At 69.9% G+C, this 12851-nt stretch carries 14 protein-coding genes and 2 pseudogenes; 6 read left to right on the forward strand and 10 right to left on the reverse strand.

Translation table 11 applies throughout. The annotated features are described in order from the left end of the window. Positions 1-366 precede the first annotated feature (366 nt). From ACFW9O_RS21130 to ACFW9O_RS21140, 3 genes and pseudogenes are all read right to left on the reverse strand, one after another. A pseudogene (locus tag ACFW9O_RS21130) lies at positions 367-704 on the reverse strand (DNA-3-methyladenine glycosylase); the annotation flags it as partial. A 54-nt stretch (positions 705-758) separates the two neighbouring features. After that, a complete protein-coding gene (locus ACFW9O_RS21135; protein ID WP_384611302.1) occupies positions 759-1370 on the reverse strand; it encodes a DNA-3-methyladenine glycosylase in 612 nt (203 codons plus the stop codon). Positions 1371-1390: 20 nt separating this feature from the next. Then, a pseudogene (locus ACFW9O_RS21140) lies at positions 1391-1597 on the reverse strand (DNA-3-methyladenine glycosylase); the annotation flags it as partial. 86 nt (positions 1598-1683) lie between these two features. Between ACFW9O_RS21140 and ACFW9O_RS21145 the strand changes: the two are divergent. The 3 genes from ACFW9O_RS21145 to ACFW9O_RS21155 all read left to right on the forward strand — a co-directional run bounded on the left by ACFW9O_RS21145 (position 1684) and on the right by ACFW9O_RS21155 (position 3701). Next, positions 1684-2466, forward strand: coding sequence for a sporulation protein (locus tag ACFW9O_RS21145; protein ID WP_329212542.1), 783 nt, complete (start codon positions 1684-1686; stop codon positions 2464-2466). A 53-nt stretch (positions 2467-2519) separates the two neighbouring features. Continuing rightward, positions 2520-3053, forward strand: coding sequence for a YbhB/YbcL family Raf kinase inhibitor-like protein (locus ACFW9O_RS21150; protein WP_384611304.1), 534 nt, complete (start codon positions 2520-2522; stop codon positions 3051-3053). A 141-nt stretch (positions 3054-3194) separates the two neighbouring features. Continuing rightward, positions 3195-3701, forward strand: coding sequence for an HNH endonuclease (locus ACFW9O_RS21155; RefSeq protein WP_329212538.1), 507 nt, complete (start codon positions 3195-3197; stop codon positions 3699-3701). Between the two features lie 50 nt (positions 3702-3751). Here ACFW9O_RS21155 and ACFW9O_RS21160 read toward each other — a convergent pair whose 3' ends face one another. From ACFW9O_RS21160 to ACFW9O_RS21175, 4 genes are all read right to left on the reverse strand, one after another. Further along, positions 3752-4519: a sulfite exporter TauE/SafE family protein gene (locus tag ACFW9O_RS21160; protein ID WP_351177476.1), complete on the reverse strand. Its 768-nt coding sequence runs from the start codon at positions 4517-4519 to the stop codon at positions 3752-3754. Between the two features lie 84 nt (positions 4520-4603). After that, entirely contained in the window at positions 4604-5533 is a 930-nt protein-coding gene (locus ACFW9O_RS21165; protein ID WP_329212534.1) for an SPFH domain-containing protein, read from the reverse strand. 128 nt (positions 5534-5661) lie between these two features. Next, entirely contained in the window at positions 5662-6090 is a 429-nt protein-coding gene (locus ACFW9O_RS21170; RefSeq protein WP_351177480.1) for an NfeD family protein, read from the reverse strand. A gap of 67 nt (positions 6091-6157) precedes the next feature. Further along, positions 6158-6955 (reverse strand): ABC transporter ATP-binding protein, encoded by a 798-nt coding sequence (locus ACFW9O_RS21175; protein ID WP_351177483.1) that lies wholly within the window; start codon positions 6953-6955, stop codon positions 6158-6160. Between the two features lie 122 nt (positions 6956-7077). Here ACFW9O_RS21175 and ACFW9O_RS21180 point away from each other — a divergent pair, with 122 nt between their 5' ends. Beyond that, positions 7078-7857, forward strand: coding sequence for a hypothetical protein (locus tag ACFW9O_RS21180; protein WP_384611306.1), 780 nt, complete (start codon positions 7078-7080; stop codon positions 7855-7857). A 624-nt stretch (positions 7858-8481) separates the two neighbouring features. Here ACFW9O_RS21180 and ACFW9O_RS21185 read toward each other — a convergent pair. The 3 genes from ACFW9O_RS21185 to ACFW9O_RS21195 form a co-directional block, all read right to left on the reverse strand. Continuing rightward, the gene (locus tag ACFW9O_RS21185) at positions 8482-8733 is read right to left on the reverse strand and encodes a chaplin family protein (protein ID WP_384611642.1); all 252 of its coding nucleotides are present in this window, start codon (positions 8731-8733) and stop codon (positions 8482-8484) included. Positions 8734-8895: 162 nt separating this feature from the next. Then, entirely contained in the window at positions 8896-9540 is a 645-nt protein-coding gene (locus ACFW9O_RS21190) for a response regulator (RefSeq protein ID WP_384611307.1), read from the reverse strand. Next, positions 9533-10678 (reverse strand): GAF domain-containing sensor histidine kinase, encoded by a 1146-nt coding sequence (locus ACFW9O_RS21195; RefSeq protein WP_384611309.1) that lies wholly within the window; start codon positions 10676-10678, stop codon positions 9533-9535. The genes ACFW9O_RS21190 and ACFW9O_RS21195 overlap by 8 nt, the downstream gene beginning before the upstream one ends. Before the next feature lie 181 nt (positions 10679-10859). Between ACFW9O_RS21195 and ACFW9O_RS21200 the strand changes: the two genes are divergently transcribed. Together ACFW9O_RS21200 and ACFW9O_RS21205 are read left to right on the forward strand one after the other, a co-directional pair. Next, entirely contained in the window at positions 10860-11573 is a 714-nt protein-coding gene (locus ACFW9O_RS21200) for an SDR family NAD(P)-dependent oxidoreductase (protein ID WP_384611311.1), read from the forward strand. Then, positions 11570-12625, forward strand: a complete 1056-nt coding sequence (locus tag ACFW9O_RS21205) for an S-adenosylmethionine:tRNA ribosyltransferase-isomerase (RefSeq protein WP_384611313.1) — start codon at positions 11570-11572, stop codon at positions 12623-12625. Before ACFW9O_RS21200 ends, ACFW9O_RS21205 begins: the two co-directional genes overlap by 4 nt. The last annotated feature ends 226 nt before the right edge of the window (positions 12626-12851 follow it).

Genomic DNA, 12851 nt, shown 5'->3' on the forward strand with positions numbered 1-12851 from the left:
TTTCGTGTCCGATTCCCGGTCGAAGCGGGTTTCGCTTTCCAGTTCTTCGCTTTCGCGTTTTCCCTTTCCAGCGATTCCAACTTTACCAGACTCTTTTCCGTTCCGTTTCCGGTCCGAATTTGATTCCGGTGGCCTGTGGACTGGCCTTTGCCTTTCGGCGTGTTCACTACGCTAGCCGATTTCCGTGGCGACTCATAATCGAGTCGTGGGACAAATTTCGGCATGCCGAAATCGCACCCGTCAGGGCGAATCGTAGGTAGTGGTTGGCCCTCTCACGATGCTCCGACCCGGTCCGATGGACCGTGCCAACAACAACTGCATCCGTTCAAGCGGCTCGGACTACATTAGGCAACGGGCAGGGGCGAGTCAAGTTGCGCAGCGGCGTGGCGCATGGGGTCTGCAGGGGCTCACCCTGGGGTCGCCGTCGATCCGGAAGCGCCACGGCTGATGGGAACCGTCACCGCCCACCCCTGTACGCGGACCGCTTCGCACCTGGTCACGGAGTGGTGGGGTGCCACGCAGCAAGGACGGGGGGCGGCACGGCCCCTCGACGACATCGCTGCCGTTGAGCGTTCGGTCGACTCCGAGGACCGTGGCCAGGCAGCCGGCCCTTTGGCCAGTTCTCTGTCATTGCGGGCCGAGAACCGACGTTTGCGGGCTGTCTCGGCACCCACGCCGATCTCGCCGGCCCGGTGCAGGACACCGCACCCCTCATCAACCCATGCCTGCGATCCCTACTCAGCAAGGCGCACTGCGGCTCAGGCTCCTGCGGACGGTTTGGCTCTCGGGCTCAGTCGGTACGCCGAGACCGTCGGATCACCGGCGAGGTAGAACCGGTGTTGCCAGTCATGGGCCTTGCTCACGCCTACCCGTGGACCGACCTGGATGAGCGCGGCAGGTACCGGCTCGCCCTCGGACAACACGACCGAGGTACCTGCCAGGAGGTCTATGCCGTTGTGCTCCGCCGTGATGCCGAGTGCCTGGCAGAAGTTTCCCGGACCTCGGGCGAGCCGTGGACTCTCGACCCTCTCCCCTCGTCGCTTGCGTGCCAGCTCTTCCCCCTCGATGACCTTGCCTGCCCGGATGAGGACGGCCGAGGCGGTGCCGTCCGTCCCGGTGACGACGTTGGCGCACCAGTGGAGACCGTGGGACCGGTAGACGTACAGGTGTCCTGCGGGTCCGAACATGACGGCGTTACGGGGTGTCCGGCCCCGGTAGGCATGGGAAGCCGGGTCAGCCGTGCCGGAGTACGCCTCGGTCTCCGTGATGGCGAGGCTCACGGTTCCCTCGGGGGTCCTGCAGGTGAGGACGCTCCCGAGCAGCCTCGGGGCGACCTCTTCGGCAGGATGGGCGAGGACGTCGACGTTCATGCCGACCGCCCTGGCACCCCGCTGTTGCGTGGTGTGGGACCGCGGAGGGCGTGGGAGCCGGGATCGATCCCGCCGGCGGGCATCTCCGCCTCGGTCAGCCGCAGCTCGACGGGGCCGTTCTCACCGGCGCGGACGAGCACGCGGGCCAGGAGGTCGGGGGCCACGTCCAAGGCCGGCCGTTCGAAGAAGTCCCGTGTCAGCGGCGTACGGTCCGTGCCTTCGTTCATGGCGTCCGAGGGTACTGGGATCGCGGCTCCGGGAACCGGCTACGGTCGTCACGCGTATCTAGGGGTCAGGACCAAGGAGGAGAATCATGGGCTTCAAGCGACTGCTCGCGAGCATGGGTGCCGGCGGTGCTTCGGTGGAAACCGAGCTGACCGAACTCAACGTCGTCCCCGGCGGGGTTGTTCAGGGCGAGGTGCGGATCCAGGGCGGTTCCGTCGACCAGCAGATCGAGGGACTTTCGGTCGGTCTGCAGGCCCGGGTCGAGGTCGAGGGCGCGGACCAGGAGACCAAGCAGGACATCGAGTTCACCAAGCTGCGTCTCGGCGGTGCCTTCGAGGTCAAGGCGGGCGCCGTCCACGTCGTGCCGTTCGGGCTCGAGATTCCGTGGGAGACCCCGATCACGACGTTCGCCGGGCAGCACCTGCGCGGCATGAACATCGGAGTGACCACGGAGCTGGAGATCGCCCGCGCCCTGGACTCGGGTGACCTGGACCCGATCAACGTGCACCCTCTGCCTGCGCAGCAGGCCATCCTGGACGCCTTCGCGCAGCTCGGCTTCGGGTTCCGCAGCGCGGACATGGAGCGCGGCCACATCCGTGGCACGCGCCAGCGTCTGCCCTTCTACCAGGAGATCGAGTTCGTCCCCCCGCAGCAGTACCGCGGGCTCAACCAGGTCGAGCTGACGTTCGTCGCCGACGACCGCGAGATGGACGTCGTGCTGGAAATGGACAAGAAGCCGGGTCTCTTCAGCGAGGGCAGCGACTCCTACCGCGCGTTCAAGGTCGGCCACAACGACTTCCAGGGCACGGACTGGGCCGCGTACCTCAACCAGTGGCTCGCCCAGGTCGGCGGACAGCGCAACTGGCTCTGACGGGCCCTAGGGTCGGTGGGGAGACTTCACAGCCGATCAGGAGAGGTGCTGACGTGACCGAGCCGAAGAGGGCGCCGTTGCCGCACGACTTCCATCCCGAGGTCCCTGCGTTCACCGTGGTGAGCAAGGACCTCGCGCCGGGAGCCGTGCTGGCGGACGCGCAGGTGTTCGCGGCGGGTAACACCTCGCCGCAGTTGCGGTGGGAGGGCTTCCCCGCGGAGACGAAGAGCTTCGCCGTGACGTGTTTCGACCCGGACGCCCCGACGGGCAGCGGGTTCTGGCACTGGGTGGTCTTCGACATCCCGGCCTCGGTCACGGAACTCCCGGCCGGCGCGGGGAGCGGCGCGTTCGAGGGGCTGCCCGCGGGCGCCGTCCAGGCCCGTAACGACTACGGGTCGAAGGACTTCGGAGGTGCCGCACCGCCGGCGGGCGAGAATCACCGCTATGTCTTCACCGTGTACGCGGTGGACAGCGAGAAGCTCGGGCCGGACAGTGACGCCTCGCCTGCCGCGGTGGGATTCAATCTGCGGTTCCACACCCTGGGACGGGCCCAGCTGATCGGTGAGTACACGTCTCCCGAAAGCTGAGGGTTCGCCTCCCGTTTGCCCTGCCCTGGTCTTGGAGAGATCAGGGCAGGGCATTTTTTATTACGTTGTCCATCACGGCTCGCCCGGCCAGAGTTGATCCGGGCCAGCCAGGAGGCGGCCGGCACACGGGAGGTGGGCAGGATGCGGGACACACTGGTGCTCAACGCGAGCTTCGAGCCGCTGTCGACGGTGACACTCAACCGCGCGGTGGTTCTGATCCTGCAGGACAAGGCTGTCGTCGAGCAGTCGCACCCGGGACTCCGTATGCGTGGTGCGGCCGTCGACATCCCGGTGCCCGTGGTGATCAGGCTCTGCCGGTACGTACGGGTGCCGTTCCGAAGACACGCCCCGTGGTCCAGAAGGGGTGTGCTCATACGGGACCAGCACAGGTGCGCGTACTGCGGACGGCGGGCCAGCACCGTCGACCACGTGGTGCCGCGTGCCCAGGGGGGTCAGGACACCTGGCTGAACACCGTGGCCTCGTGTGCCGAGGACAACCACCGCAAGGCGGCGCGGACGCCGGAGCAGGCGGACATGCCGCTGCTCCGTAAGCCGTTCGTGCCCTCGCCCGCGGACGCGATGCTGCTCGCGCTCGGGGCCGGTGACCGGTCGGTGCTGCCGGAGTGGCTGGCGCGGTCCGCCGCGTAGCCCGCGAGGTTCACGGAAGCCCGTCTCCCCCAGGGAGACGGGCTTTCCCGTCAGCGGAGCAGCAGTTGGACGATGGCCGCGGTGCCGACGACGACGATGAGGGCGCGCAGGAAGCCCGGGCTGAGCTTGCGGCCGACCTTGGCGCCTATCTGGCCGCCGATCGCCGACCCCACGGCGATGAGCACGACGGCCGTCCAGTCGAAGTCCGCGACGAAGAGGAAGAAGAGTGCCGCGACGCTGTTGACGACGGCGGCGAGTACGTTCTTGACGGCGTTGAGGCGCTGCATCGTGTCGTCGAGCAGCATGCCCATCAGGGAGAGATAGATGATGCCCTGGGCCGCCGTGAAGTAGCCGCCGTAGACGCTGGCGAGTGTCAGTCCCGTGAACAGGAGCGGCCCGCCGTCGGGGTGGGCCGGGGCCCCGCTGTGTGCGCGGCGGCGCTGGACGGCCTTGCTGATGCGTGGCTGCAGGATGACCAGTACGAGGGCGAGTGCCACCAGGACGGGGACGATCGTCTCGAACGCCGTGGAGGGCAGGGCCAGCAGGAGTGTGGCGCCGGTGAGGCCGCCGATGAGGGCGCCGATGCTCAGCTTGATGATGCGGCGGCGCTGGCCTGCGAGTTCGGCCCGGTAGCCGATGGCGCCGCTGATCGAGCCCGGGATGAGACCGAGGGCGTTGGAGACGGTGGCGGTGACCGGCGGCAGTCCGGTGGCGAGCAGGACGGGGAAGGTGATCAACGTGCCTGAGCCGACGATCGTGTTGATCGTGCCCGCGCCGACTCCGGCCGCGAAGACCGCGAGAATTTCCCAGATGGACAAGGCCATCCCCTTCGATGGTCAGTGACGCCTCCCCGCCATGAAGGTCGAGGGGCCTCACTGATCATGCACGAAGGTCGTTCGCGGTCAGTCGACCGGGGGCTGCTCGCGGCGCTCCGGTCCCGTGCTGAAGCCGGGGGCGCCGCTGCCGAGGTTGCCGAAGGCGCCGCTGAGGCCCTTGAGCGCGTCGCCGATCTCGCTGGGCACGATCCAGAGCTTGTTGGCGTCGCCCTCGGCGATCTTCGGAAGCATCTGGAGGTACTGGTAGGAGAGCAGCTTCTGGTCGGGGTCCCCGGCGTGGATGGCCTCGAAGACCGTACGAATGGCCTGGGACTCGCCTTCGGCGCGCAGGGCGGATGCCTTGGCCTCGCCTTCGGCGCGCAGGATCGCGGACTGCTTCTCGCCCTCGGCGGTGAGGATGGCGGACTGCCTGATGCCTTCCGCGGTGAGGATCGCGGCGCGCTTGTCGCGGTCGGCGCGCATCTGCTTCTCCATCGAGTCCTGGATGGAGGTGGGCGGTTCGATGGCCTTGAGTTCGACGCGGTTGACGCGGATGCCCCACTTGCCGGTGGCTTCGTCGAGGACTCCGCGCAGGGCCGCGTTGATCTCCTCGCGGGACGTCAGGGTCCGTTCGAGGTCCATGCCGCCGATGATGTTGCGGAGGGTGGTGACGGTGAGCTGCTCGATCGCCTGGATGTAGCTGGCGACCTCGTAGGTCGCGGCGCGGGCGTCGGTCACCTGGTAGTAGATGACGGTGTCGATGTTGACCACCAGGTTGTCCTGGGTGATCACCGGCTGGGGCGGGAAGGGAACGACCTGTTCGCGGAGGTCGATCCGGTTGCGGATCGAGTCGATGAACGGGACGACGATGTTCAGCCCGGCGTTGAGGGTGCGGGTGTATCGGCCGAAGCGCTCCACGATGGCGGCACTGGCCTGTGGGATGACCTGGATCGTCTTGATCAGGGCGATGAAGACGAGCACCACCAGAATGATCAGGACGATGATGATCGGTTGCATCGTGTGCCCCGTGCCCTTCGGTTGCCGACGGATCGCGATGATCGAGGTCGAGTGCTCATGACGGTCGTATTCTCATGATGATCGACTTCGAGTTTGGCAGACTGCGGGCTGCCGCGTGACCGGTTCGCTCACATGACGACGGCCGTTGCACCGTCGATCTCGACGACATCGACCTGTTGTCCGGGTTCGAAGCTCTGATCGCTGTCGAGCGTGCGCGCGGACCAGACCTCACCGGCCAGCTTGATGCGGCCGCCACTGCCGTCCACCCGTTCCAGCACGACGGCTTGACGGCCTCTCAGCGCGTCGATGCCGGAGGCGTGGTGGGTCTGGCCGGCGCGGTGCCTGGCGGCGATCGGGCGTACGACCGCGACCAGCGCCACGGACACCAGGACGAAGACCAGTACTTGGGCGACGATGCCACCGCCGAGTGCGGCGACGACCGCCGCGGCCACGGCTCCCACGGCGAACATTCCGAACTCGGGCATCGCGGTCAGGACAAGGGGGATACCCAGTCCCACGGCGCCGATCAACCACCATACCCACGCGTCGATTTCCACGTGTTCATCGTAGGACCGCAGGTGCCCTCGCGGACAGGGCGCCGGGGGACGGCTGTTGGGCGGATCCTCAGGAGAGCGGGAGCCCCTTGGCGGTGTAGCGGTCGCCGGTGTGCTCGACGACGAGCGGCAGGCCGAAGCAGAGGGAGAGGTTGCGGGAGCTGAGCTCGGTCTCCATCGGGCCTGCGGCGAGCACCTTCCCCTGACGGATCATCAGGACGTGGGTGAAGCCGGGCGCGATCTCCTCGACGTGGTGGGTGACCATGATCATGGAGGGGGCGTACTGGTCACGGGCGAGCCGGCCCAGGCGGCGGACCAGGTCCTCGCGGCCGCCGAGGTCGAGGCCCGCGGCGGGCTCGTCGAGCAGGAGCAGCTCGGGGTCGGTCATCATGGCGCGGGCGATCAGGGTCCGCTTGCGCTCTCCCTCGGAGAGGGTGCCGAACTTGCGGTCGAGGTAGTCGGTCATGCCCAGCCGGTCGAGGAAGGCGCGGGCGCGCTCCTCGTCGACGGCCTCGTAGTTCTCGTGCCAGGTCGCGGTCATGCCGTACGCGGCGGTGAGCACCGTCTGCAGCACGGTCTGGCGCTTGGGGAGCTTCTCGGCCATCGCGACACCGGCGATCCCGATGCGGGGCCGGAGCTCGAAGACGTCGGTGCCGACCCCGCCGAGCTCCTCACCGAGGATCCGGGCCTTGCCGGTGCTCGGGAAGAGGTAGCTGGACGCGATGTTGAGCAGCGTGGTCTTGCCGGCACCGTTCGGTCCGAGGATGACCCAGCGCTCCCCCTCCTTGACCGACCAGGAGACGTCGTCCACCAGAGCGCGTCCGTCGCGGACCACGGATACGTCCACCAGCTCCAGTACATCGCTCATGAGCGCGTTGTCTCCCCATGCAGTCTCGAGATCGTCGCGTGCCTGTGGGCACAGCTCCCAGGGAAAACCTACGCCACCCGAAGAGTGCTCCGGCCCCGAGGGCGGTTGCCTAGGCTGTCCCCATGCTTTCGGAACCACGCTCAGGGCGGCTGGCCGCATGGGGAAACGCACTTTTGGCCGGACTTGTGTCACCGGACGACGCTGCGCTCGCGATTGTCGGGGAGGACGCGGTGCACCGCGTCGAGGGCCTGCCGGGTGAGGCGGGGCCGGTCGGGCTCACGCTGGCGCTCGGCCGGCTGAGGGGGCTCGGGGCGACCGGATTCCGGGTCGCGCTGCCGGTGCCCGGGCATCCGCTGGGGCTCAGCGGGCCGCCGGACTTCAACGCGCGGGCACTGGACGCCGAGGAGGCGGTGGTCACCTCAGGAGCGCCGTACGGACTCGTGCCGGAGGTGAGCGAGGCGGGACCGGAGGGGGACGTGCACGTCGAGGTGGTGTGGCGCTGCCTGCCGGTGCGGGAGGCGCCGCCGGCGGATGTGCCGTCGCTGGGCGAGGCGGAGCGGGAGCTGGCGGAGGCCCTGCGGGATGCGACGGCGGTGCTGTCCCGGCTGGATGTGGCAGGTTCCGGGCCGGTGGCCGAGGCCGCGGTGGACGCGTACCGGGCACGGGCGGAGCGGGGCCGTGAGGTGCTGGCTCCGGGATATCCGGCGCGGGCGGTACGGGTGCTGGAACTGGCCCAGCGGGTGGGTCTGCTGATCTCGGTGGCCCATGAGAACGGGCACGGCGGTGCGGTGAGCTCCTCGGAGATCGCGGCCCGGGGTGAGGCGCTGCGGCCGGTGGAACGGGTTGCCCGACGGGCGCAGGTCGCGGCGTACAACGCGTATGTGGAGGAGCGGGGGCGCTAGGCCGGTCCGCCGCGTGCACGTCCAGGGGCATGGTCGCCCGGATCGCGGACCAGGGCCCCTGGGGCGGGCCCGGCGGCGTACCGGTGAGCCCGGACGACAACCGGCGATCAGCCGGACGACAACCGACGATCAGATGGTCCGTCGCGACGTTCCGGTGCTGTCGCAGGTCGGACCAGTTCGAAGCGGCTCCGGATGACACCGTGTTCCGCAGGCGTCTCCCAGCACGTGTAAGGGCGGCCGGGAAGATCGGCCATGTCGATTCCCAGTAGCTCAGCCAGCATGTCGGCACCGGTCCTGGATGTCCGGGAGGGGTCGTCCACAGCTTGGCAGTGCGCAGTCGCGCCGCGCAGGCCGGTAACCACGTACTTCACGCGTCGGCCCGGACCGACCCCCGATTCCTCGTGGTTCTACTCGTGGGCAGCCGTGGCCTGTCCGCAGAGCTCGCAGCGCGCGTTGTCCGGTGAGGCGTTCACGGCAGGATCGTACGGCTCCCTCGAGCACGCCTCGCCACCAGCCGTCCTCACCCGAAACACCCGGGCATCGGCTCACCGGGCGCCCCACCCCACACGCAACCGCCGGACGGGCTCGGTCGGCCCGTCCGGCGGTTGGGTGCGGCAGCGCGGGTCAGCCGTTCAGGCCGAAGTTGCCGAAGGCCGGGTTGAGCAGGCCGATCACGTTGACCGTGTTGCCGACCACGTTCACGGGGACGTGCACGGGGACCTGGACGACGTTGCCCGAGGCGACGCCCGGGGAGCCCACGGCCGTGCCGTGAGCACCGGCGCCGTTGTGGCCCGTGGCGGAGGCAGCCCCGGCACCGGCGGCGATGAGTCCACCGGCGATCATGGTGACGGCAGCGGCCTTCTTCAGGTTCTTCACTTCAGGATCCTCCTCGCATCGCTGCGGCCGATCGCCGCAGCACGCCATGGAGAACGCCTCGGCGCCGCACAGGTTGCGCCGTTCGAGTGACATACACCCGACAGTATGAATCTCGGACCGGAGTGGAACCGTCCGCTTCGCCTCCCCCGGGCCTCGGGACCGTCAGCCCGCCGCCCCGTTCCGGACCGCCCAGAGTGCGGCCTGCGTCCTGTCCGACACATCGAGCTTCATCAGGATGTTCGACACGTGCGTCTTGACGGTCTTCTCCGACAGGACCAGCGCCCGGGCGATCTCCCGGTTGGAGCGGCCGTCGGCGATCAGCCCGAGCACTTCCCGTTCCCGTTCGGTGAGGGTGCTCCCCCTGCCCGTACCGCTGCCGGCGTCCTCCTGGGCCAGGAGCGCGTCGGCGACCTCCGGCTGGAGCAGGACGTGGCCTGCGTGGACCGAGCGGATGGCGCCCGCCAGCGCGTCCGGGTCGACGTCCTTGTACACGTAACCGGACGCGCCCGCGCGCAGGGCGGGAACGACCGTGCGCTGTTCGGTGAAGCTGGTGACGATCAGTACCTTCGCGGGGTTCTCCAGCTCCCTGAGCTTGCGCAGGGCCTCGATCCCGTCCGTACCGGGCATCTTGATGTCCATCAGGACGACATCGGGCCGGAGCTCCTCGGTCCTGGCGACTCCCTCGGCTCCGTCGGAGGCTTCCCCGACGACCTCTATGTCGTCCTGGATCTCGAGGAACGTGCGCAGCCCCCGGCGGACGACCTGGTGGTCGTCGACCAGCAGCACCCTGATGATCTTGTCAGGCACAGGGGACCTCCATCTCGATCGTGGTGCCCTTGCCGGGCTCCGATGCAACGGTGAGCCTTCCCCCGATGCTGCCCGCCCGGTGGCGCATCGAGACGAGGCCCAGATGGCGGCCCGCGTGCCGGACCGCATGGGCGTCGAAGCCGCGGCCGTCGTCGGTGATCCGCAGCACCGTGGCGGAGGTGTGCCGGCCGAGCGTGACGGCGACCTGTCCGGCGCCGGAGTGACGGAGGGCGTTGTGCAGGGCCTCCTGGGCGACCCGGAGCAGGGCCTCCTCGTGCGCGGAGGGCATCGCCCGCACTCCGGCGCTCTCGAAGGTGACCCGGGCACTGTGCGCGCGGTCCAGCACCTGGATCTGGGTACGCAGCGTGGCGACGAGACCGTCCTCGTCCAGGGCGGCGGGGCGCAGCTCCACGACGGCCGCGCGCAGCTCGTCCACGGCTTCCGCGGCCAGGGCCGCGACCTGCTGGAGCTCGCCCTTGGCGCGGGCGGGGTCGCGGTCGACGAGTGCGGCGGCGGCCTGGGCGGTCAGCCGGAGCGAGAAGAGCTTCTGACTGACCGCGTCGTGCAGCTCATGGGCGAGCCGCGAGCGCTCCTCGGCGATCGTGAGCTCGCGACTGCGTTCGTACAGTCTGGCGTTGACGAGCGCGATCGCCGCGTGCTGGGCGAGGATCGCGAGGAGTTCCTCGTCCTCCTCGGTGAAGCCGCAGCTGCCCTCGGGCTTGGGGCAGCGCTTGTTGGCGAGGAAGAGTGCGCCGATGATCTCGTCGCCGTCCTGGATGGGCAGGCCCAGGAAGTCGGACATGTCCGGGTGGGCGGCGGGCCAGCCTTCGAAGCGGGGGTCCTTGCGGACGTCGGCGAGCCGCTCGGGCTTCGCCTCGTGGAGCATCGCGGCGAGGATGCCGTGCTGCCTGGGCAGCGGTCCGATGGCCTTCCACTGCTCGTCGCTGACCCCGTCCACGACGAACTGGGCGAAGCCCCCGTGGTCGTCGGGGACACCCAGGGCCGCGTACTCGGCGTCGAGCAGTTCGCGCGCCGAGGCGACGATCGTCTTGAGGACGTCCCGCATTTCGAGGTGCCGGCTCATGGCGAGCAGCGCGGCACTCACCGCGGCGAGGCCCGACGGTGGGCGATGACTCATGTCCTCACCGTACCGGCGGGCCCTCGGCCGCCGTATCGGGCTGTGGACGGCCGTCGGATAGGGCTCGGGGACTAGGTCGAAGTGCCTTGCGCGGGTGCGGCTCCTGGACGAGGCGGCGGCGGGGTCCGGGTTCCTACGTTGGTGGGGTCGGAGCTTCACGAGGTTCGAGGGGACGGTTGCCATGCCGATCGCGATGATCACGGGTGCGTCGAAGGGGCTGGGGCGTGCGCTGGCGGCGGCGCTGGCGCAGCGGGGCTGGGATCTGGTCCTGGACGCCCGGACGGCCGGGGTGCTGCGGGAGGCGGCGCGGGAGCTGGGCCGTCTGTACGGGACGCGGGTGGTGGCCGTTGCCGGGGATGTCACGGACGGGGCGCACCGCAAGGCCCTGGTGGCCGCCGCCGGGGAGCTGGGCGGGCTGGACGTGCTGGTGAGCAGTGCGAGCGCCCTGGGTGCCGAACCGCTCGTACGGCTGGAGTCGCTGCCCCTGGCCGGGCTGCGGGAGGCGCTGGAGACGAATGTGGTGGCGGCGCTCGGCCTGGTGCAGGAGGCGCTGCCGCTGCTGAGGGCATCGGCGGCCGGGGCGGTGGTGACGGTGAGCTCGGACGCGGCGGCCGAGCCGTATCCGACGTGGGGCGGGTACGGGGCGTCCAAGGCCGCGCTCGACCAGCTGGCCGCGGTGCTGGGCGAGGAGGAACCGGGTCTGCGGGTGTGGGCCGTGGATCCGGGCGACATGCGGACGGACCTCTATACGGCGGCGGTGCCCGGGGACACGGAGCCGCGGCCGGCTCCGGAGAGCGTGGCGCCCGCGTTCGTCCGGCTGCTGGAGCGTCGGCCGACCGGCGGGCGGTATGCGGCCGCCGCCCTGCTGGAGGAGAAGGACGGGGAGCGGCGATGACGGCGCTGGATGCCCTGCGGGTGCCCGAGGAGCTGTCCGCCCGGGTTCCGGCCGAGCAGCGGGGTGCGGGGCGGGACGACGTGCGGCTGCTGGTGTCGCGGGGTACGGCGGTTTCGCACCGGGCGTTCCGTGACCTGCCCGGGGAGCTGCGGGCCGGGGACGTACTCGTGGTGAACACGTCGACGACGCTGGCGGCCGCCGTGAACGGACGCGTCGGCGGTGAGCGCGTCGTCGTGCACTTCTCGACCCTCGGCGAGGACGGCCGCTGGGCGGTGGAGCTGCGCCGCCCGGACGGGAACGGGACCACGCTGCCGCGCCCCGGCGGCCCGGCAGGAGCCGCTGTGCGGCTGCCGGGCGGGAAGGTGCTGGTGCTGGACGAGCCGCTGGGCCCTCCGGCGGGCGCCAGGCTGTGGTGGGCGCGGGTGCCGCGGGACGTACCCGGGCTGCTGGACCGGTACGGGCGGCCGATCCGGTACGCGTACACGGAGCGGGACCAGCCGCTGTCCGCGTACCGGACGGTGTTCGCCGTGCCCTCGCCCGACGGGGCGGGGTCGGCGGAGATGCCGAGTGCGGCGAGGCCGTTCACCCCGGGGCTGGTGGCGGCGCTGGTGAGCCGTGGGGTGCAGTTCGCCCCGCTCTCCCTTCATACGGGGGTGGCGTCGGCCGAGGCGCACGAGCCGCCCTATCCGGAGCGCTTCGCGGTGCCGCGTACGACGGCGTGGCTGGTCAACGCGGCACGGGCGGGTGGCGGCAGGGTCGTGGCCGTGGGGACGACGGCGGTGCGGGCCCTGGAGTCGGCGGCGGGGGCGGACGGAGCGGTGCGGGCCGCCTCGGGCTGGACGGACCTGGTGGTGACGCCGCAGCGGGGCGTGCGGGTGGTGGACGGGCTGCTGACCGGGCTGCACGAGCCGGAGGCCTCGCACCTGCTGATGCTGGAGGCGATAGCCGGGCGGGCCGCGCTGCGGCGCGGTTACGCCCAGGCGCTGCGCCACCGGTACCTCTGGCACGAGTTCGGGGACGTCCATCTCCTCCTGCCCGGATCCGGAAGCTAACACTCCGCATTACAGCAGCAACGTTTCGTGAGCCGGGAGGGGCCCCCATGTGAGCCCAGGCATAGGGCCCACGTCACTTACGAAGATGAATAGTTGGAGCAAAACGGGCAATACTCCGGGCCCCAAACCGGACAAGGAGGTATGAACGACCCCCGGGTCCACTACTCAGCTTCGTACGTCACACCTTTGCCAGGCCGTTTTGCGGTCGCTAAGAATTGCACTCGTC

Source organism: Streptomyces sp. NPDC059499 (genome assembly GCF_042749285.1).
GTDB lineage: Bacteria > Actinomycetota > Actinomycetes > Streptomycetales > Streptomycetaceae > Streptomyces.